The 20,030-nt window shown below is 63.0% G+C and carries 17 protein-coding genes, 1 pseudogene and 1 riboswitch; of the genes and pseudogenes, 11 read left to right on the plus strand and 7 right to left on the minus strand.

Annotated features, from left to right (window positions below):
- Nucleotides 1-75 precede the first annotated feature (75 nt).
- Nucleotides 76-2,004, plus strand: coding sequence for an ATP-dependent zinc metalloprotease FtsH (ftsH, locus tag FJ970_RS06495; protein WP_140754739.1), 1,929 nt, complete (start codon nucleotides 76-78; stop codon nucleotides 2,002-2,004).
- Nucleotides 2,005-2,257: 253 nt separating this feature from the next.
- On the opposite strand, the gene FJ970_RS06500 is transcribed toward ftsH, so the two are convergent.
- On the minus strand, nucleotides 2,258-2,716 hold the full coding sequence (locus FJ970_RS06500) for a hypothetical protein (RefSeq protein ID WP_140754737.1): 459 nt from the start codon (nucleotides 2,714-2,716) through the stop codon (nucleotides 2,258-2,260).
- Nucleotides 2,717-3,024: 308 nt separating this feature from the next.
- Nucleotides 3,025-3,888: a hypothetical protein gene (locus FJ970_RS06505; protein WP_140754735.1), complete on the minus strand. Its 864-nt coding sequence runs from the start codon at nucleotides 3,886-3,888 to the stop codon at nucleotides 3,025-3,027.
- A 369-nt stretch (nucleotides 3,889-4,257) separates the two neighbouring features.
- Here FJ970_RS06505 and glmM point away from each other — a divergent pair, with 369 nt between their 5' ends.
- From glmM to FJ970_RS06535, 7 genes and pseudogenes are all read left to right on the plus strand, one after another.
- Nucleotides 4,258-5,610 carry a phosphoglucosamine mutase gene (glmM, locus tag FJ970_RS06510; RefSeq protein ID WP_140754733.1) on the plus strand — a complete coding sequence of 451 codons (1,353 nt, stop codon included), beginning with the start codon at nucleotides 4,258-4,260 and terminating at the stop codon, nucleotides 5,608-5,610.
- Nucleotides 5,611-5,863: 253 nt separating this feature from the next.
- Entirely contained in the window at nucleotides 5,864-6,715 is an 852-nt protein-coding gene (locus FJ970_RS06515; protein WP_140754731.1) for an outer membrane protein, read from the plus strand.
- Between the two features lie 207 nt (nucleotides 6,716-6,922).
- Nucleotides 6,923-7,705 (plus strand): outer membrane protein, encoded by a 783-nt coding sequence (locus tag FJ970_RS06520; protein ID WP_140754729.1) that lies wholly within the window; start codon nucleotides 6,923-6,925, stop codon nucleotides 7,703-7,705.
- 202 nt (nucleotides 7,706-7,907) lie between these two features.
- Nucleotides 7,908-9,083, plus strand: a complete 1,176-nt coding sequence (locus FJ970_RS06525) for a phosphoserine transaminase (RefSeq protein ID WP_140754727.1) — start codon at nucleotides 7,908-7,910, stop codon at nucleotides 9,081-9,083.
- Nucleotides 9,084-9,147: 64 nt separating this feature from the next.
- Nucleotides 9,148-10,749, plus strand: coding sequence for a phosphoglycerate dehydrogenase (serA, locus tag FJ970_RS06530; RefSeq protein WP_140754725.1), 1,602 nt, complete (start codon nucleotides 9,148-9,150; stop codon nucleotides 10,747-10,749).
- Nucleotides 10,750-10,843: 94 nt separating this feature from the next.
- Nucleotides 10,844-10,936: pseudogene (locus FJ970_RS33870) on the plus strand (IS1 family transposase); the annotation flags it as partial.
- A gap of 46 nt (nucleotides 10,937-10,982) precedes the next feature.
- A complete protein-coding gene (locus FJ970_RS06535) occupies nucleotides 10,983-11,300 on the plus strand; it encodes a hypothetical protein (protein ID WP_140754723.1) in 318 nt (105 codons plus the stop codon).
- A 35-nt stretch (nucleotides 11,301-11,335) separates the two neighbouring features.
- Here the strand turns inward: FJ970_RS06535 and FJ970_RS06540 are convergent, their stop codons facing one another.
- The gene (locus tag FJ970_RS06540) at nucleotides 11,336-12,253 is read right to left on the minus strand and encodes a DMT family transporter (RefSeq protein WP_140754721.1); all 918 of its coding nucleotides are present in this window, start codon (nucleotides 12,251-12,253) and stop codon (nucleotides 11,336-11,338) included.
- 212 nt (nucleotides 12,254-12,465) lie between these two features.
- On the opposite strand from FJ970_RS06540, the gene FJ970_RS06545 reads away from it, so the two are divergent.
- Nucleotides 12,466-13,764 (plus strand): adenylosuccinate synthase, encoded by a 1,299-nt coding sequence (locus tag FJ970_RS06545; RefSeq protein ID WP_140754719.1) that lies wholly within the window; start codon nucleotides 12,466-12,468, stop codon nucleotides 13,762-13,764.
- Between the two features lie 76 nt (nucleotides 13,765-13,840).
- Nucleotides 13,841-15,586 carry a hypothetical protein gene (locus tag FJ970_RS06550; RefSeq protein ID WP_140754717.1) on the plus strand — a complete coding sequence of 582 codons (1,746 nt, stop codon included), beginning with the start codon at nucleotides 13,841-13,843 and terminating at the stop codon, nucleotides 15,584-15,586.
- Between the two features lie 26 nt (nucleotides 15,587-15,612).
- Here FJ970_RS06550 and FJ970_RS06555 read toward each other — a convergent pair whose 3' ends face one another.
- The 4 genes from FJ970_RS06555 to FJ970_RS06570 all read right to left on the minus strand — a co-directional run bounded on the left by FJ970_RS06555 (nucleotide 15,613) and on the right by FJ970_RS06570 (nucleotide 18,703).
- The gene (locus FJ970_RS06555) at nucleotides 15,613-15,912 is read right to left on the minus strand and encodes a CcdB family protein (RefSeq protein ID WP_140754715.1); all 300 of its coding nucleotides are present in this window, start codon (nucleotides 15,910-15,912) and stop codon (nucleotides 15,613-15,615) included.
- On the minus strand, nucleotides 15,912-16,154 hold the full coding sequence (locus FJ970_RS06560) for a type II toxin-antitoxin system CcdA family antitoxin (protein ID WP_140754713.1): 243 nt from the start codon (nucleotides 16,152-16,154) through the stop codon (nucleotides 15,912-15,914). The genes FJ970_RS06555 and FJ970_RS06560 overlap by 1 nt, the downstream gene beginning before the upstream one ends.
- 82 nt (nucleotides 16,155-16,236) lie before the next feature.
- On the minus strand, nucleotides 16,237-18,057 hold the full coding sequence (locus FJ970_RS06565; RefSeq protein ID WP_140754711.1) for an ABC-F family ATP-binding cassette domain-containing protein: 1,821 nt from the start codon (nucleotides 18,055-18,057) through the stop codon (nucleotides 16,237-16,239).
- 1 nt (nucleotide 18,058) lies between these two features.
- Nucleotides 18,059-18,703: a thiamine diphosphokinase gene (locus FJ970_RS06570; protein WP_140754709.1), complete on the minus strand. Its 645-nt coding sequence runs from the start codon at nucleotides 18,701-18,703 to the stop codon at nucleotides 18,059-18,061.
- A gap of 87 nt (nucleotides 18,704-18,790) precedes the next feature.
- Nucleotides 18,791-18,905: riboswitch (TPP riboswitch) on the plus strand.
- A 43-nt stretch (nucleotides 18,906-18,948) separates the two neighbouring features.
- Between FJ970_RS06570 and thiB the strand changes: the two genes are divergently transcribed.
- A complete protein-coding gene (thiB, locus tag FJ970_RS06575; protein ID WP_140754707.1) occupies nucleotides 18,949-19,947 on the plus strand; it encodes a thiamine ABC transporter substrate binding subunit in 999 nt (332 codons plus the stop codon).
- The last annotated feature ends 83 nt before the right edge of the window (nucleotides 19,948-20,030 follow it).

Genomic DNA, 20,030 nt, shown 5'->3' on the forward strand with positions numbered 1-20,030 from the left:
GTGACGCTCTCCCTATGTTAGGCCCAAGTTTCCTCTCATGATGCCGTCCGCTCGCGGACGCCAACGGGACAATTGATGAATCCGAACTATCGCAACCTCGCGCTCTGGGCGATCATAGCGGTCCTGCTCATCGCCCTATTCAATCTGTTCCAGACGCCGCAGACGCGCGGGGCTTCGAGCGATGTGCCTTATTCGCAGTTCCTGCAGGATGTCGCGGCCGGCCGGGTCAAGACGGTGACCATCGCGGGCGCCCGCATCACCGGCACCTACACCGACAATTCCAGCGGCTTCCAGACCTATTCACCCGGCGATCCCCAGCTGGTCTCGCGTCTGGAGGACAAGAACGTCACCATCAATGCACGGCCCGAGACCGACGGCTCCAATTCGCTGTTCGGCTACCTGATCTCGTGGCTGCCGATGATCCTCATCCTCGGTGTCTGGATATTCTTCATGCGCCAGATGCAGTCCGGCTCCGGGCGCGCGATGGGCTTCGGCAAGTCGAAGGCCAAGCTCCTGACGGAGGCGCATGGCCGCGTCACCTTCCAGGACGTCGCCGGCGTCGACGAGGCCAAGGAAGATCTCGAAGAGATCGTCGAGTTCCTGCGCGATCCGCAGAAGTTCCAGCGCCTCGGCGGCAAGATTCCGCGCGGCGTGCTGCTGGTCGGCCCTCCCGGCACCGGTAAGACGCTGCTTGCCCGCTCGGTCGCCGGCGAAGCCAACGTGCCGTTCTTCACCATTTCGGGCTCGGATTTCGTCGAGATGTTCGTCGGCGTCGGCGCCAGCCGCGTCCGCGACATGTTCGACCAGGCCAAGAAGAATGCGCCCTGTATCATCTTCATCGACGAAATCGACGCCGTTGGCCGCCACCGCGGTGCGGGCCTCGGCGGTGGCAATGACGAGCGCGAGCAGACGCTGAACCAGCTGCTGGTCGAGATGGACGGCTTCGAGTCAAACGAAAGCATCATCCTGATCGCCGCCACCAACCGGCCCGACGTGCTCGATCCGGCGCTGCTGCGTCCAGGCCGTTTCGACCGCCAGGTGGTGGTGCCGAACCCCGACATCGTCGGCCGCGAGAAGATCCTCAAGGTGCATGTGCGCAACGTGCCGCTGGCACCCAATGTCGACCTCAAGGTCGTCGCTCGTGGTACGCCCGGCTTCTCCGGCGCCGACCTGATGAACCTGGTCAACGAATCCGCGCTGATGGCGGCGCGGCGCAACAAGCGCCTCGTCACCATGGCCGAGTTCGAGGACGCCAAGGACAAGATCATGATGGGCGCCGAGCGCCGTTCGTCGGCCATGACCCAGGCCGAGAAGGAGCTGACCGCCTACCATGAGGCCGGCCATGCCATCCTGGCGCTCAACGTGCCGTCGGCGGATCCGCTGCACAAGGCGACCATCATCCCGCGCGGCCGCGCGCTCGGCATGGTCATGCAGTTGCCGGAAGGCGACCGCTACTCCATGAGCTACAAATACATGATCTCGCGCCTCGCCATCATGATGGGCGGCCGCGTCGCCGAGGAGTTCAAGTTCGGCAAGGAGAACATCACGTCGGGCGCTTCCTCCGACATCGAGCAGGCGACAAAGCTGGCGCGCGCCATGGTCACGCGCTGGGGCTTCTCCGACAAGCTCGGCCATGTCGCCTATGGCGACAACCAGGAGGAAGTGTTCCTCGGCCATTCGGTGGCGCGCACGCAGAACATCTCGGAAGAGACCGCGCAGATCATCGACGGCGAAGTGCGCCGCCTGATCGATGAGGCCTATTCGACGGCGAAGTCGGTGCTGACCAAGAAGAAGAAAGAATGGATCGCGCTTGCGCAAGGCCTGCTCGAATACGAGACGCTGTCGGGTGACGAGATCAAGCAACTGATCGCGGGTGAGAAGCCTGCGCGCGACCTTGGCGACGACACTCCCCCGAGCCGTGGCTCGGCCGTGCCAAAGTCCGGTGGCCGCCGCAAGAAAGGTCCCGAGCCCGAAGGCGGCATGGAGCCGCAGCCGCAAGGCTAGACCAGAGCGGTTCACCGTTTCACGGAACGCAGAAGCGCTCTATTCTTTTGTTTAACGCCATTCCCGATTCAGGCGACGCGCTTCAAGTCTTTGTTTTATGCCTGTCGTTGCCCCAGAACTGAACCACTTTTGGGGGACATCGCCTCGGGGGGGCGCCGGACGTATGATAGCAGATCCTCGGGACAAGCCCGAGGATCACGGCTCAATGTCTGCGTGAAAAACGGTGAACCGCTTTATCCGCCGCATTCGATTTTTATGATTCAGCTTTCAGCCGCGCATTGCACAGGCTGTAATAACCGCCGCCCTTCTGGATCCAGCGAAGGCCGTTCAACGTACCCGCCTCCTTGTTGTCATGGTAACCCTGCAGGCAGGTCTTCATCCGCGCCTTCGCGGGCTTTTCGGTCTTGAACTCGGCGGCGAGGGTGGTCGGGAATGTCACGCCCGCCGGCGCTACAGTGGGGGCGACCGCCGCGCTGGTTTCCTTTTTCGGCTGCAGCGCGGTTTTGACCGTATCCGCGCTGACACTCTCCGCGGTGGACGTCGCGCATTTCTCTTTGCGGAAAGCGCCCCAGTCCATGCCGTTCAGAGTGCCGCCTTCCTTGGCTGTCCGATAATTCTCGCCGCATTCCTTCATCGTCAGTGCGCTTGCAGGGGCGACGCTCCAAGCAACCAATGCCGCCACAGCCAATACCGCCGATTTCAAACTGAGCATGAGATCCCTCCTGGTTGATAAACAAGTTATGTGTCCTTTTTGTATACTGTTTGTTCCTTGTATGTTCAATCAGAATCTTTGGGAGCTTCCGACAAGCCTGGCGGCGGGCAGTGTGGGCGAATTGATGATGCCGACAGCTCCCGCGATATGCAGATGCGAGCAAGGCCGCGGGCGTCGTCGCGCGCAACAAAAGGCCCGCGAAGCAGATGCATCGCGGGCCTTTGCCTGTCCTTGCCAGATTTCCGTCTAATTCAATTCGATCTCAACCGGCTCATGCCCCATCGATCTGGGGGAATGCCACGCGTGGCTCAGCCCTTCAGCTTGGCATTGCAGAGGCTGTAGAAGCCGCCGCCCTTCTGGATCCACTTCAGGCCGCCGAGCGCGTTGGCGTCCTTGAGGACATAGTACTGGTCGAGGCAGGTATGCATGCGGCCCTTTCCGGGAGTTTCGCTGGCATACTTCGCCGAGATCGCGGACGGGAAGGTGACGCCCTTGGGCGCAACCGTCGTCGGCTTTGCCGGCTCCTTGGTGTAGCTCGCCTCGCTCGGGGCGGGCACGGTGTCGTCGTCGGACGCGCTGGCGCCGCATTCAGCCTTGCGGAAGTCGTTCCACTTCATGCCCTTCAGCGTGTTCGCCGTCTTGGCAGCCTGGTACTTGGTGCTGCATTCGGCCATGCTCAGGCCCTTGCCAGAAGCGGCGGCCGGGGCGGTCGTGGTCGCAGCCTTGGTGGTGGCCGGCTTGGTGGTGTCGGTGGCGGCGGATGCGCCAGCGGCGCATTCGGTTTTGCGGAAGTCGTTCCACTTCATGCCGTTCAGCGTGCCGGCAGCCTTGGCCACCTGGTACTTGGTGCTGCATTCCTTGGCAGTCAGGCCCTTGGCCGTGCTGTCGGCAGCGGCGGCGGCAGCCTTGGTGGTCTTGGCCGGCTTGGCTTCGGCCGGCTTGGTTTCAGCGGCCTTGGTCGTGGCCGCCTTGGTGTCCGTGGTGGCCGCGGCGTCGGTACCGCATTGCGCCTTGCGGAACTGGTTCCAGGTCGCTCCGGCAAGTGTCCCCGCGTCCTTGGCGGCGTTATACTTCGTGCTGCACTCGGCCATCGTCAACGCGTTGGCTGGCGCGGCCAGGAACAACGTTGCGACCGCGAGGCCGGTCAGAGTAGCAATTCGGTGGATGAGCATAGCGTTTCTCCGTGGCTGCAGCCCATTATACGTCCCAGCGAATCAATAACGCTCAACGGTCGGTTGCGCCAGATGCCAAGCGGCGTATATATCGTCGGAAATCGCGTTCTGACGACAAGGTGATGAAATCATTTGGCCTTACGGCCGCCGAGGCAAGAATTCTCGGGGTGCATCTGCGCCGAATGGCTCGCAAAACTGGTATATTGTGGCGCAACAGTGTCGCCATGCATGGCTGCGGCCATGTTGTGTGCGACGCACAACAATGATTTTCTAAGGATTGGTAACATATAATTACACAATGTGATCATGGCACGGCGGCCAGTTGTGGCATGACGTGCCGGCTAAGGACAATCGGGGATACTGGCTAGCATGGCAGGGAATTACTTCGGCACGGACGGCATTCGCGGGCGCGCCAACAAGTTTCCGATGACCGCGGAGATCGCCATGCGGGTCGGCATGGCTGCCGGCCTTTCGTTCCAGCGCGGCAGCCACCGCCATCGTGTCGTGCTCGGCAAGGACACCAGGCTTTCCGGCTACATGATCGAGAATGCGATGGTGGCCGGCCTTTGCGCCGCCGGCATGGACGTGTTCCTGCTCGGCCCGATCCCGACGCCGGCGGTGGCCATGCTGGTGCGTTCGCTGCGCGCCGACATCGGCGTCATGATCTCGGCCTCGCACAATCCCTACTACGACAACGGCATCAAGCTGTTCGGCCCCGACGGCTACAAGCTCTCCGACGAGATCGAAGAACGCATCGAGAGCATGCTCGACAAGGATATCGAACTGGCGCTCGCCGATTCCGACGGGCTTGGCCGCGCCAAGCGCGTCGACGGCGTGCATGACCGCTATATCGAATTCGCCAAGCGCACCTTGCCGCGCTCGATGTCGCTTTCGGGCCTCAGGATCGTCGTCGACTGCGCCAACGGCGCGGCCTACAAGGTGGCGCCCGAGGCGCTGTGGGAACTCGGCGCCGAAGTCGTGGCCATCAATGTCGAACCCAACGGCTTCAACATAAACAAGGAATGCGGTTCGACCCATCCGGCCGGGCTGCAGAAGAAGGTGCACGAAGTGCGCGCCGACATCGGCATCGCGCTCGATGGCGATGCCGACCGCGTCGTCATCGTCGACGAGAACGGGGCCATCGTCGACGGCGACCAGATCATGGCGCTGATTGCGGAGTCCTGGCACCAGAGCGGGCGGCTGGCCGGCGGCGGCGTCGTTTCGACAGTCATGTCCAATCTCGGCCTCGAACGCTTTCTCGGCGACATGAAGCTGCAATTGCACCGCACCAAGGTCGGCGACCGCTATGTCGTGGAGCATATGCGCGCGCATGGGCTCAATGTCGGCGGCGAGCAATCGGGCCACATCGTGCTGTCCGACTTTTCGACCACCGGCGACGGTCTGGTCTCGGCGCTGCAGGTGCTGGCCTGCATCAAGCGGCAGGGCCGCCCGGTCAGCGAACTGTCGAAGAAGTTCGAGCCGGTGCCGCAACTGTTGAAGAACGTTCGCATCGCCGGCGGCAAGCCACTGGAGGAAGCCCCGGTCAAGGCCGCGATCGAAGACGCCCGCCACCGTCTCGGCAAGGCCGGGCGGCTGGTGATCCGTCCATCCGGCACCGAGCCGCTGATCCGTGTCATGGCCGAGGGCGACGATCCGCAACTGGTCGAGGCCGTCGTCAACGACATCGTCGGGGTCATCTCGGAAACCCGCAGCGCCGCCTGATCTCCGCCCGCCGGAACGCGTCGCGCCGCCGCCTTGGTTTGCATCGAAGCCCGCCCCTCCGGCGGGCTTTTTTGCTGGCCGGAGAACCGGTCGCCTTCTGTCGAAATCCTCGCCGAATCCGCGGAATTTTAGAGATTCGTGGTTAATTGACAGGGTTAAACGCCTTTTAACTTTTGCAATTCATTATCCACGCCTGAAAGCCAATCTCATTCGGACACGATCGCCGTTCCGAGGGTTTCTAGGGGTGACAAGCATGTTCAATACAGCAAGAAAGGCCCTGTTCGCGCTGTTGTTCGCGGGACTGGCCTGGCCGGTGTTCGCGGCCGACCTGCCGGAGCCGCAGGTCGAAGAAGCGCCACCGCCGGTCTACGAGCAGCCGGTGGATGTCGGCGGCTGGTATATTCGCGGCGACATCGACTATCACAAGTCCGATGTGCGCGGCATCGACTATTCAACCTACAGCCTCGATCCCTGCAACTGCGGTAACATCCTGGTTGGCGGCACAAGCTTCGATTACGGCAAGCTCAAGGGCGGCTTCTCGCTCGGCGGCGGCGTCGGCTACAAGATCAACGACCACTTCCGCACCGACCTGACCGCCGACTACTGGTTCAAGTCGAACTTCAACGGCGGAACCTCGGGCGTGGACTCGCTTGGCAATCCCACGACATCGGTCGAAGTGTCGAAAATGAGCGCCTTGCTGCTGCTCGCCAATGCCTATGTCGATATCGGCACCTGGCACGGCATCACGCCCTATGTCGGCGCCGGCATCGGCGGTGCGCGCGTCAAGTGGGATACTGTCTACGATCCGAACACCACCGAGACCAACCCCGGAGCATCCAATTGGCGCTTCGCTTACGCTCTGATGGCCGGTGCTTCCTACTGCCTGACCGACAAGATCATCCTCGATGCCGGCTACCGCTTCTCCCATATCCAGGGCGGCCGTATGTTCGAATGGGATGCGAGCAGCGCCGGCCCAGGCTTCGACCGTGGCATCAACACACATGAGGTGCGGGGTGGCCTGCGTTACCAGTTCGGCGGCAACAACGGTTGCGCCGCACCGGTGATGGCCTACCAGCCGGAACCCGAGCCGATCTACACCAAGTAATCGCCGCGAAGTTCCAAGAATTCGTCGACCGCCCGGTATCAGCCGGGCGGTTTTCGTTTGAGATGATCCGGGGCGAGTCCTTTCGAAATCAATTCGCTAACGCTCTGTTAGCCTTAACCGGCACTTAACCACTATGGTTAACAATGCTCCTTGAAACGATGGCTGCCGCCGTGATCGCAGGTGTCGCCAAATCGGGAGTCGGGGACCATGACACTCATATCGCGTACTGCGCTGGCGCTTGCCGGATTCGGCCTCCTGCCGCTGACATCGGCACTCGCCGCCGACTACGATCCGCCGGTCTATGTCGACCAGGCGCCGGATTATGTGCCGGTCGAAGTCGGCTCAGGATGGTATCTGCGCGGCGACGTCTCCTACCTGGTGGAGAAGAGCTTCAAGAACGGGGATTTTACCTTCCCGTCAACGATCAACAACGAGAGCTTCGGTGAGAGCGAAGACGCATATTTTGCGAGCGTCGGCTTCGGATATCATTTCAACGATTACCTCCGCGCCGATCTCAATTTCGGCTATCTGCCCGGCAACAGCGCCAGCGTCAGCTATGATGATTCAGCGGTCGTAACGTCGCCTACATTGCCGCACGTGGGATCGGCATCGCTGAAGAACTATGCCTTCTCGGGTATGCTCAACGGCTATGTCGATCTTGGCACCTATGTCGGGATCACGCCCTACATCGGCGCCGGCATCGGTGTCGTCCGCAGCACGCGCAAACTTTCGGCGACCTACATCGATTACAATGACTCGGCCAACAATCTCACCCAGCAGGACAACAAGAACCAGTACTCCCTGGCTTACACACTGAATGCCGGTCTGGCTTACCAGGTGTCGAAGAACGTTTCCGTCGATCTGGGCTATCAGTATTTCTCGGCACCCGACGCCGAATATGTGACGGCCGAAAGCCTGACCTCCTTCCCGGTCAAAAAGGGGATCAGCAATCACCAGGTCAAGCTCGGGTTGCGCTACGACCTCTGGTAGGCTTGGGACAATTCAGGATTTTGACGGCGGATCCTCGTGGTCCGCCGTTTGCGTTTGAAGTTCACGCGATCCTGATCGCGGACCGCCTGTGTCCTGGCAGCGACAAAAACTTTTCTCTTGACGCCCGGGGCCTGAACGCATATCGCCGTCCGTGGGCCACCCCTCCCCAACGAGGGGCCACTATCTGGAAGGATAGACCACGATGACGACGCATACGAAGCCCGGACTCCGTCCGGCAAATCCCAATTTTTCCTCAGGTCCCTGCGCAAAACGTCCCGGCTGGTCGGTCGAGGCGCTGAAATCCGCCGCGCTCGGCCGTTCCCACCGCGCCAAGATCGGCAAGACCAAGCTCGAGCAGGCGATCGCGTTGACGCGCGAGATTCTCAACGTCCCGGCCGACTACCGCATCGGCATCGTGCCGGCCTCCGACACGGGTGCCGTCGAGATGGCGCTGTGGTCGCTGCTCGGCGAGCGCGGCGTCGACATGGTCGCCTGGGAAAGCTTCGGCTCCGGTTGGGTCACCGACGTGGTCAAGCAGTTGAAGCTGCCCGATGTGCGCAAGATCGAGGCCGGCTATGGCGCGCTGCCGGACCTCGCCAGGATCGATTTCGACCGCGATGTGGTCTTCACCTGGAACGGCACGACCTCGGGCGTGCGGGTGCCGAACGGCGACTTCATTCCGGCCGATCGCAAGGGCCTGACCATCTGCGACGCCACTTCCGCGGCCTTCGCGCAAAGGCTCGATTTCGAGAAACTCGATGTCGTGACGTTTTCCTGGCAGAAGGTGCTGGGCGGCGAGGGCGCGCATGGCATGCTGATCCTGTCGCCGCGTGCCGTCGCGCGGCTGGAGAGCTACAAGCCTTCATGGCCGCTGCCGAAAATCTTCCGCCTGACCTCGGGCGGCAAGCTGATCGAAGGCATCTTCAAGGGCGAAACCATCAACACGCCGTCGATGCTTTGCGTCGAGGACTATCTCGACGCGTTGAACTGGGCGAAGTCGATCGGCGGCCTCGATGCGCTGATTGCCAGGGCGGATGCCAATGCCGCCGTGCTCGACCGGTTCGCGGAGAGATCCCCCTGGCTCGGCCATCTCGCCGTTGCGCCGGCGACACGGTCGAACACGTCGGTCTGCCTGTCCTTCAGCGACCCGGATATCGCGGCGCTCGACGCCGACGGGCAGGCTGCGTTCGCCAAGGGGCTTGTCTCGATGCTCGACAAGGAAGGCGTCGCCTACGACATCGGTTCCTATCGCGATGCCCCGCCGGGATTACGCATCTGGTGCGGCGCAACCGTCGAAACATCCGATCTCGAAGCGCTGCTGCCCTGGCTCGACTGGGCCTTCGCCAGCCAGAAGGCGTCGCTGAAAGCGGCTGCCTGAGCTATTCCGCGGCGGCCCGAGGGCCGCCCCTTCCCGGATCAATCCCATTTTCAAGGAGGCCGCCATGGCGCCCCGCGTTCTCGTCTCTGACAAACTCTCTCCCACCGCCGTGCAGATCTTCAAGGATCGCGGCGTCGAGGTCGACTATCTGCCCGACCTCGGCAAGGACAAGGAAAAGCTGCTCGAAGTGATCGGCCAGTATGACGGCCTCGCCATCCGCTCGGCGACCAAGGTCACCGAGAAGCTGATCAACGCCGCCACCAATCTCAAGGTCGTCGGCCGCGCCGGCATCGGCGTCGACAATGTCGATATCCCGGCCGCCAGCCGCAAGGGCATCATCGTGATGAACACGCCCTTCGGCAATTCGATCACCACGGCCGAGCATGCGGTGGCGATGATCTTCGCGCTGGCGCGACAGATACCGGAAGCCAATGCCTCGACCCATGCCGGCAAGTGGGAAAAGAACCGCTTCATGGGTGTCGAGATCACCAGCAAGACGCTGGGCGTCATCGGCTGCGGCAACATCGGTTCGATCGTCGCCACACGCGGCGTCGGGCTGAAGATGCATGTGATTGCCTTCGACCCGTTCCTGTCGGACAGCCGCGCCGAGGAGCTCGGCGTCCAGAAGGTCGAGCTGGACGAGCTCTTCGCCCGTGCCGACTTCATCACGTTGCATACGCCGCTGACCGACAAGACGCGCAACATCATCGATGCGGCGGCGATCGCCAAGATGAAGGACGGCGTGCGCATCATCAATTGTGCGCGCGGCGGGCTGGTCGTCGAGGCCGACCTGGTCGCGGCGCTGAAAAGCGGCAAGGTGGCGGGCGCCGGAGTTGATGTGTTTGAGGCCGAGCCGGCGGAGAACAATCCGCTGTTCGGCATGGAGAATGTCGTGGCCACCCCGCATCTCGGTGCCTCGACCACCGAGGCGCAGGAGAATGTCGCGCTGCATGTCGCCGAGCAGATGAGCGACTATCTGATCAAGGGCGCGGTCTCCAACGCCATCAACATGCCTTCGATCACCGCCGAGGAGGCGCCGCGGCTAAAACCCTTCGTCAAGCTCGCCGAGGTGCTCGGCGCCTTTGTCGGCCAGGTCACCGAGGATCCGATCAAGGAGGTCGAGATCCTGTTCGACGGCTCGACCGCGACGATGAACACGCGCGCCTTGGTGAGCGCCGCCCTTGCCGGCCTGATCCGGCCACAGGTGTCGGACGTCAACATGGTGTCGGCACCGATCATGGTGAAGGAGCGCGGCATCATCGTCGCCGAGGTCAAGCGGGACAAGTCGGGCGTCTTCGACGGCTATATCAAGCTCACCGTCAAGACCGAGCACAGGACGCGCTCGATCGCCGGCACCTGCTTTTCCGACGGCAAGCCCCGCTTCATCCAGATCAAGGGCATCAACCTCGACGCCGAGGTCGGCCAGCACATGCTCTACACCACCAATGCGGACGCGCCCGGCATCATCGGCCTGCTCGGCACGGTGTGCGGCGAGAACGGCGTCAACATCGCCAACTTCCAGCTCGGCCGCAACCGGCCGGGCGGCGACGCCATCGCGCTGCTCTATCTCGATGCGCCCTTCCCGGAAAAGGTGCTGGAGCAGGTGCGGGGCCACAAGTCGATCGACTCGGCAAAGCGCCTCCAGTTCGACGTGGGCGGGATCTAGTCCACGCACCTCCACGGGTGACAAGTAATGCCATCACGACGCCCCGTTTGCCAGCATGCATGCGGGGCGTTTCCATGACCGCTGGAGCCGCCCGAAGACGCTGCGTGTCACGCCGGCTATGGCTGCTGGCGTTGCAGACAAGCTTTGGGAAATCAGCGATATTGTCGCGCTGATTGAGGCTAAAGAGGCGGAGAAACCTCTGGTTCGCGGTCCGTAAAAAAACGGAGAGAGAATTGAAATACGAATGGGCTGACAATCCCCACTTGGTTCTTCCAATTACAGCCTGTTTCGTGGTGCTGGTGCCAAGTTTCGCAGCCGTGTTTATCTCACTTCTGAGCATAATTGTGCGGACCAATTTGTTCGGCCCAATAGATGAGAAAAACCTCCCTTGGAGCGAACGTCTCGGGCGGCGTAATGCAAGACTGTACGCTGAGTTCTTCTCACCCCGCTTCCGGACGGCGCGCCGGGTCATGGCGTATGGTGTTATCTGCTATCTCTGCGCGTTCGGCGCGGCCTTTCTCATTGTGACGGTCTTCGGCCACCCGTCCTGATCGCCAATTTCAAACTGACCCACTGCCGGAAAGCGCTACGCGCGCTTCCTGGAATTGCTCTGGCCGGAAGCCATCTTGCGCCCGCTGTGTTCGGCGAGCCCGATGCCGCCCAGGACGAGAACCAGCGCCAGCGCCTGATAGAGCTGGAACGTCTCACCGACAATCAGCACCGAAAGCAGCGTACCGAAGATCGGCACCAGATTGATGAACAGGCCGGCGCGGTTGGCGCCGATCAGCTCGTTGCCCCTGATATAGGTTATCTGCGAGATGACCGAAGCGCCGATCGCCGTATAGACGATGACGGCCCAGCCGCGCGCATCGGGCACGATCACCTTGCCGGCGGCGGCCTCCCACAGGAAGAAGGGCAGCGAGGTGATAAGTGCTGCGAACGACATGGCCAGCATCAGGCTCTGCCAGCGTATCGCCGGCTTCAGCCGCAGCCCGACCGAATAGCCGCTGTAGAGAACGACCGCGACCAGCATGATGGCGTCGCCGAAATTGAGCTCCAGCGTCAGCAGCCGGCGCGGATCGCCATGGCTGGCCGTCAGGATGACGCCGAAGATGGTCAGCGCCACGCCGGCGATCTGCGCCCAGTTCACGCGCAGGCGGAAGAAAACGAAATTGGCTGTCATGATCAGGATCGGCATCGCCGCCTGTTCGATCGAGACGTTGATCGCCGTGGTGTAGTTGAGCGCGGTGTAGAAGATGGTGTTGAACAGAGTGAAGCCGCTGGCGCCCAGCGCCGCCAGCACGAACCAGTGCCTGCGCACGACAGGCCAATCCTCCTGGATCGTGCGCCAGCCGATCGGCAGCAGGATCGCCACGGCCAGCATCCAGCGCAGGAAGACCAGCGTCATCGGCGAGACGTGGTCGACCGCCAGCTTGCCGGCCACCGAATTGCCGCCCCACAGCAAGGTGGTGAGCAGCAGGAATATGTAGGCGCTTCGATGCATCGCGGGCTTCCGGCCGCGGGAATGGGCCGCGGTGTTTGCCGGCCTATTGCCCCCGTCAGCCCAAGTAAATGATGTCAAAGCCGGAAATTGTTGTGCCTCAGGGCATTTTTGGCGGCAAAGAAAGGTCGCACTCGCGAGGTCTTGACGCTATAGAGGCCTGTCGTTTCGAACCATATCCAAGCCGCGCGGCGGCGTCTCAAGGGAAAAGAAACATGGCCAATGTGGTGGTCGTCGGCTCGCAGTGGGGCGACGAAGGCAAGGGCAAGATCGTCGACTGGCTGTCGGAGCGCGCCGATGTGGTGGTGCGTTTCCAGGGCGGCCACAATGCCGGCCACACGCTGGTCGTCGACGGTAAGGTCTACAAGCTGTCGCTGTTGCCTTCGGGTGTCGTGCGGGAAGGCAAGCTGTCCATCATCGGCAATGGCGTGGTCTTCGATCCGCATGCTTTCGTCGCCGAAGTGGAGAAACTGAAAGGCCAAGGCGTGGAAGTAACGCCGGATCGCCTGAAAATAGCCGAAAACACGGCGCTTATCCTGTCCGTACACCGGGAGCTGGACGGATTCCGCGAGGATGCCGCTTCGAATTCCGGAACGAAGATTGGCACGACCCGACGCGGTATCGGCCCCGCCTACGAGGACAAGGTGGGCCGGCGCGCCGTTCGGGTGATGGATCTGGCGGATTTGGAAACTTTGCCCCTGAAGGTCGACAGGCTGCTGACGCACCACAATGCGCTGCGTCGCGGGCTCGGCCATGCCGAAGTCACGCATGACGCGATCATGCAGGAATTGACCTCGGTCGCGAACAACATCCTGCCCTATATGGACCGCGTCTGGAAGGTGCTCGACGACAAGCGCCGTGCCGGCGAGCGCATCCTGTTCGAGGGCGCGCAAGGCACGCTACTCGACATCGACCACGGCACCTATCCGTTCGTCACCTCGTCCAACACGGTCGCCGGCCAGGCCGCGGCCGGCTCCGGCGTTGGCCCGGGCGCCATCGGCTATGTTCTCGGCATCACAAAGGCCTACACCACGCGTGTCGGCGAAGGTCCGTTCCCGACCGAGCAGAAGAACGAGATCGGCGAGTTCCTCGGCACACGCGGCCATGAATTTGGTGTCGTCACCGGGCGCAAGCGCCGCTGCGGCTGGTTCGACGCGGTGCTGGTGCGCCAGGCGGTCGCCGTCAACGGCATCAAGGGCATCGCGCTGACCAAGCTCGACGTGCTCGACGGGCTGGACGAGATCAAGGTCTGTACCGGTTACAGGCTCGACGGCGAGACGATCGACTATTTGCCGGCAAGCCAGGGCGCGCAGGCCCGCGTCGAACCCATCTATGAGACGCTGGATGGCTGGAAAGGCACCACCGCCGGCGCACGCAGCTGGAACGATCTCCCGGCCCAGGCCGTCAAATATGTCCGATACATCGAGGAGCTGATCGGCGCGCCGGTCGCACTCCTCTCCACCAGCCCGGAACGGGACGACACGATACTTGTGACCGATCCGTTTCAAGACTAGTTTCTGAAGCCTTTCCGGGCATCGCGGCTGATTTGCGGGGGGCCGGCGCGGAGGCAAAATACAGGTCGACTGAAGCATGGCAGATTTCGTTGCTGTTCTGAAAAACGCATTCGAGAAGCATGGCGACGAGACGCCCGAGAAGCGTACGCGCATCTATAACAGCGTTCGCGCCATGCTGGCGAAGAAGCTTGCGGACTATTCGCCGCCGCTGGCTCCCGAGGCCATAGACAAGCAGAAACGCTCGCTGGACGACGCCATTGCCGGCGTCGAGCGGGACTATGCCAAGAGTGTGCCGGAAACGGATCCGCTCGCGGAACTGGAACACATCTTTTCCTCCATCGACCGAAACAAGAACCAGTCGAGCCACGTCAAGCAGCCGGCCAAGGCGGAATCGGTTCCCGCTCCTTCTCCGTATCGGCCCGCCCCTGCCGCAGCCAGCCCGGAGCCGTACAAACCGGCGCAGCCCGTGGCGAATCCCGAGCCCTACCGGCCTGCTCCAACCGCCAAGGCCGAGCCAGGGTGGCAAAGGCCGACGCCGGTGCAGCCCGCTCCGGAGTTTTCGGAAAAGACCTTGCCGGGGATGGATGCGGATCGGGACGATGTCTTTGCCGATGACGAAGCGCCGGCAGGCGCCGACACTTTCGAGCGTTTGCGCCCGGCCGAACGCAAGCGCAGCTATGGCGGGTTGATCGTCGCCGTTGTCGCATTGCTGGTCGTTGCCGGCGGCGGTTACGGCATCTGGCTGAACAAGGATGCCTTCGGCAAGATGCTGGGCTTTGGCGGCAGCAAGGTCGTTGCCAAGACCGAACCGGTGAAAACGACGCCGGCCAAGCCGGCGACCGATGCCGCGGCCACGCCACCGGCGCCCGCGACCGGCGCCGAAGGCCCGAAATTCACGCAGCGGCTGACGCCTGAAGGCGGCGAAACCGACCCCGGCCCGGCAGGCGGGCAGAGCGGCATAGGCGAGGGCGAGTCCGTCGCCGCGCTGACGACGCCGCCAACGGCAACGAATGCGCCGGCCACGGCAGCGCCGGCGGTTCCCGCTCCGGCTGCCAATACGCCGGCTGCCGGTACGCCTGCGCCAGCCGCGACCACGCCCGCGGCGGGCACACCGTCCGCGACACCACCCGCCAACGGGACCGCGGCCCCGGCCCCGGCCAGTGCGGCTGCCGCCACACCGCCGCCCGCGCCGGCAGGCGCAACGCCGCCCGCGACGGCACCGGCAAGCGCCGCGCCGGCGGCACCGGCCGCGGCGCAAACCTCGGTTCCGGTCGGCCAGAAGGCGATCTTCTATGAGGAGCGCACCAGCACTGCCCAGGGTTCGGCCGAGCCCGGCAGCATCGTCTGGTCGCTGGTGCAGGAATCGCCCGGCGGCGACCTGCCGCCAGAGCCGGCGATCCGTGCCGAGGCGACCATTCCCGGCAAGGACATCCAGTTGCGCATGACCATCCGCCGCAACACCGACAAGACCCTGCCGGCCAGCCACATCATCGAGATGATCTTCCTGACGCCCGACGGCTTCGAGGGCGGCGGCGTCGACAACATATTGCGCGTTGCCATGAAGAGCTCGGAACAGGATGCCGGCAGCCCGCTCATCGGCATCCCGGCCAAGATCGCCGACGGCTTCTTCCTCGTCGCGCTCAACGACACCAAGGCCGACGAAGACGCCAACATGACCCTGCTGCGCGGCCAGGACTGGATCGACGTGCCGGTGGTCTACAAGACCGGACGGCGGGCATTGCTGACCATGGAAAAGGGCCTTCCCGGCGAGAAGGTGTTCGACGAGGCGATCAAGGCCTGGCAGGCCAAGACGGCGGGCTGAGAAGGCGGCGCAACGGTCGCCTTCGTTCAGAAACCCTGAAAAAGCATGTCGAGTGCGGCGACGATATCGTCGTGATGCTTTGTCAGGTTCAGCCGACTTTCACCCAATTCGCTTGCCGGGACGGTAGCAATCAGGTGTGTCGCCATAACCAGCTTCCGGCCGTTGATGTCGAAGATCGGATGAAGCTTTCGCATCGGCGGCGGCACCGTTGCGACCGGCAGTAGCGGGATGACTACCCGCGTCTTGAAATTGTCGAGCAGGTCGGATTGGACGTCGAGCAAATAGTTGCCTTCGACGCGACCGGCGAAGACATCATAGCGCGGCATCAGAACTGCCGGTACTCTTCCAACGGGATGCCGTTTTTGTCGATGTAGTCGTTCCACGCATCTATCGTGGGGCGGTTCTCAAGCTTCCACAGCCTCGTTTTCTCGGCCGCCACCGCTTCCGCGATGCCGGCCTCCGCAGCGCGCGAGACGTTCACATCAAGCCCCTTGGCTTCCCTCATGAGGTTCGAGTCGATCGACAGATTTGCTGGCTGACGGACCGCATTCAAGGCAATCTTACGCATGGTGACCTCCGCAACATGCGCATAATATATGCGCATTCCGATATGGAGGCAATCAAATCAAGCTGCCTCGACTGCGGCGGACCTACCCTTCCATCTCTTCCCGCAGCATCTCAAGCTCCAGCCATTCTTCCTCGAGTGCCGCCAGCGTCGCGCGCTCCTTGTCGAGGGCGGCAATGGTCTTCTGGAACGATGCCGGATCGCGCTCGTAATAGGCGGGATCGGCGATGTTGTTCTCCAGCCGCGAGATCGACGCGATCACCGCCTCGATCTTCTTGGGCAAAGAGTCCAACGCGAACTTCTGCTTGAACGACAGTTTCTTAGCCGGCCCTTTTGGCGTTGCCGGCTCGCTCTTGCCTGGTGCCGGCGCATCGCCGGCTTCTGCCTTGGCGCGCGCCTTGCGGTCGTCGAGCCTGGTGCCGCCGCGCTGCGCCAGCATATCTGAATAGCCGCCGGCATATTCGACCCAGTGGCCGCCGCCATCCGGCGCAATGATGCTGGTCACCGTACGATCAAGGAAATCGCGGTCGTGGCTGACCAGGATGACGGTGCCGGCAAAACCGGCAACCAGTTCCTGCAGCAATTCCAGCGTCTCCATATCGAGATCGTTGGTCGGCTCATCGAGCACCAAAAGGTTCGCCGGCCGCGCCAGCACGCGCGCCAGGATCAGCCGCGCCCGCTCGCCGCCGGACAATTCGCGCACCGGCGTGCGGGCCTGTTCCGGCTTGAACAGAAAATCCTTCATGTAGGAGACGACATGGCGCTGCTCGCCATTGATGACGAGGTTTTCGCCGCGCCCGTCAGTCAGATACTGTGCCAATGTCTCCTGCGGATCGACTGCCTCGCGCTTCTGGTCGAGCGTGGCGATTTCCAGATTGGTGCCGAGCCGTACCGATCCGGCATCAGGCGCCAACTCGCCGGTCAGCATCTTCAGAAGCGTCGTCTTGCCGGCGCCGTTCGGCCCGACAAGGCCGACGCGGTCGCCGCGCTGGATACGGGTCGAGAATCCCTTGACGACGGTGAGGTCGCCAAAGCCCTTCTCGATGTTCTTGGCTTCGATCACCAGCTTGCCGGATTCGGCGGCGTCGCTTGCCACCAAGGTCGCGGAGCCCTCGGCACCGCGATGGCCGCGAAAGCGCTGGCGCATGGTCTGCAGCTCGCCGAGGCGTCGCATGTTCCGCTTGCGCCGCGCCGTCACGCCATAGCGCAACCAATGCTCCTCGCGCACGATCTGGCGGCCGAGCTTGTGCTGTTCGCGCTCTTCCTCTTCCAGAACCAGGTCGCGCCATTCCTCGAAATGGCCAAAGCCCTTGTCCAGCCTGCGGGTCTGGCCACGGTCGAGCCAGACAGTGGCGCGCGACACGCGTTCGAGGAAGCGGCGGTCGTGCGAGATCACGATGAGCGCCGAGGAAGTCCGGACGAGCTCTTCTTCCAGCCATTCGATGACAGACAAATCGAGATGGTTGGTCGGTTCATCAAGAAGCAGAATGTCGGGCTCGGGCGCCATGACACGAGCAAGCGCGGCGCGCCTGGCCTCGCCGCCGGACAGGTCGCCCGGCCGCTCCTCGCCCGACAGGCCGAGATGCTCCATCAGATAGCTGGCGCGATAGGGATCGTCGGCCGGCCCTAGTCCGGCCTCGACATAGGCGCGCACATTGGCGAAGCCGTCCATGTCGGGCATTTGCGGCAGATAGCGTACTGTCGCAGAAGGCTGGCGGAACACCTCGCCATCCTGCGGTTCGATCAGGCCGGCGGCGATCTTGAGCAACGTCGACTTGCCGGACCCGTTGCGGCCGACCAGCGCGATCTTGTCGCCGGCCGAAGCGGTCAAGGCGGCGCCGTCGAGCAGCGGCGTGCCGCCGAAGGTCAGTCTTATCCCGTCGAGATTGAGAAGAGGCGGGGCCATGTCAGCTTTCGGGCAATGGATAGGGATGGGCGAGCAGCAGTGCGCGGCCATGGCTGAGCGCGATGTCGAGGCGGCCCTTGACCTCGTTGGAAATGGTCAGCGACGAACCGAAAGCCACCTCGACCTTGTCGAGCGGCCATTTGGCGCCGGTTACGGTCAGGCCGGAGAGTTCGGAAAAGCCGAGTATCGAAAACAGCGTGCCGTCGGCATAATCGAAGCCGGCCCTGCCGAGCAGCAAGGGGACAGCTTCCTGGGCGCCGCTGGTCAGAAGCACAGCTGTTCCGGCCTCGGCCAGCCGCAGGCCAAGCGCCAGATGCAGGAAGGCGTGATCGGCGCGCTTGCCGCCGAAGGCGCCCGCCAGCACAAGACGAGTCGCCCCGCGCTCGAGCGCTGCCGCGATCGCCAGTTCGCCGTCGGTCTTGTCCTTTTCCGCCGGGAAGGTTTGCCGGGGCACGGCGGCGAGACCTTCCGGCAGATCGGCCGGCACGGAATCGAAATCGCCGACCCACAGTTCCGGGACAAGGCCCAGCATCCGCGCATGGCCGATGCCGGCGTCGGCGGCGATGACGCGCGAGCCTTTGACCTGGCGGTCGAGCCGGGGCGTGCGGATGAGATCGCCGCCAAGCAGGATGGTGAATGTGCTCATATCCTGTCGCCCTTACCAGCCCGGCACGGGAAACGGAAGGCGGCAAACTCCCACTTGCGTGTCCCATCGGCCGGGCCTATGTGTCGAAACGCTCTAACGGGGTGCCGGACGCGACTTTCGCGGGCCGGCTGAGAGGTAGTCTCGCCAACCCGCTGAACCTGATCCGGTTTGTACCGGCGGAGGGATTAGACGTTTCGGACAATCCGACGCCTCAATTCCTTTCAACGCAAACGAAGGAGGCGCCGATGCGCACGCTTTTAAATTCTCTCGTCGCAGCCGTGGTAGTGACCCTGTCCGGGCCGGCTTTGGCCAAGGACAAGCTTACCGTTTATACCTATGAGAGCTTCACCGCCGACTGGGGTCCAGGCCCGGTGGTAAAGAAGGAATTCGAGGCCGAATGTGGCTGCGATGTCGAATTCGTCTCGGTCGCCGACGGCGTGGCGCTGCTCAACCGTGTCAAGCTCGAAGGCGCAGCGACCAAGGCCGACATCGTGCTTGGCCTCGACACCAATCTCACCGCCGATGCCAAGGCGTCGGGCCTGTTCGCGCCTCATGGCACGGTGAGCGATGTCAATGTGCCGGGCGGCTGGAGCGACGATACTTTCGTCCCCTTCGACTACGGCTATTTCGCCGTCGTCTATGATACCGAGAAGCTCAAGACGCCGCCGAAAAGCCTGAAGGACCTGGTCGAGGGCAGTGCCAATGACAAGATCGTCATCGAGGACCCGCGCACTTCGACGCCGGGCCTCGGCCTGCTGTTGTGGGTGAAGTCGGTCTATGGCGACAAGGCACCGGAAGCCTGGGCCAAGCTCAAGGCCAAGGTGCTGACCGTGACGCCGGGCTGGAGCGAGGCCTACGGCCTGTTTACCAAGGGCGAGGCGCCGATGGTGCTGTCCTACACCACCTCGCCGGCCTACCACATGGTCGCCGAAAACACCGAGCGCTACCAGGCGGCATCCTTCGAAGAGGGCGAGTACCTGCAGATCGAGGTTGCCGGCATCACCACCACGGGGGCCAAGAACCCGTTGGCGGCCAAGTTCATGGCTTTCATGACCGGGCCGAAATTCCAGGACGCCATCCCGGAGACCAATTGGATGTTCCCGGCCGGCAAGACCGACAAGCCGCTCAACCCCGCCTTCGACAAACTGGTCAAGCCGACCAAGACCTTGCTGTTCAGCCCCGAGGAGGTCGCCGCCAACCGCAAGGCCTGGGTGGACGAATGGCTGGCGGTGATGAGCAAGTAGGTTTTGTGGGCTAATCTCGTGAGATGACCGCTCTACGGCGCCCCCCTCTGTCCTGCCGGACATCTCCCCCACGAGGGGGGCGC

Origin of the sequence: Mesorhizobium sp. B2-1-8 (assembly GCF_006442545.2) — a bacterium.
GTDB lineage: Bacteria > Pseudomonadota > Alphaproteobacteria > Rhizobiales > Rhizobiaceae > Mesorhizobium.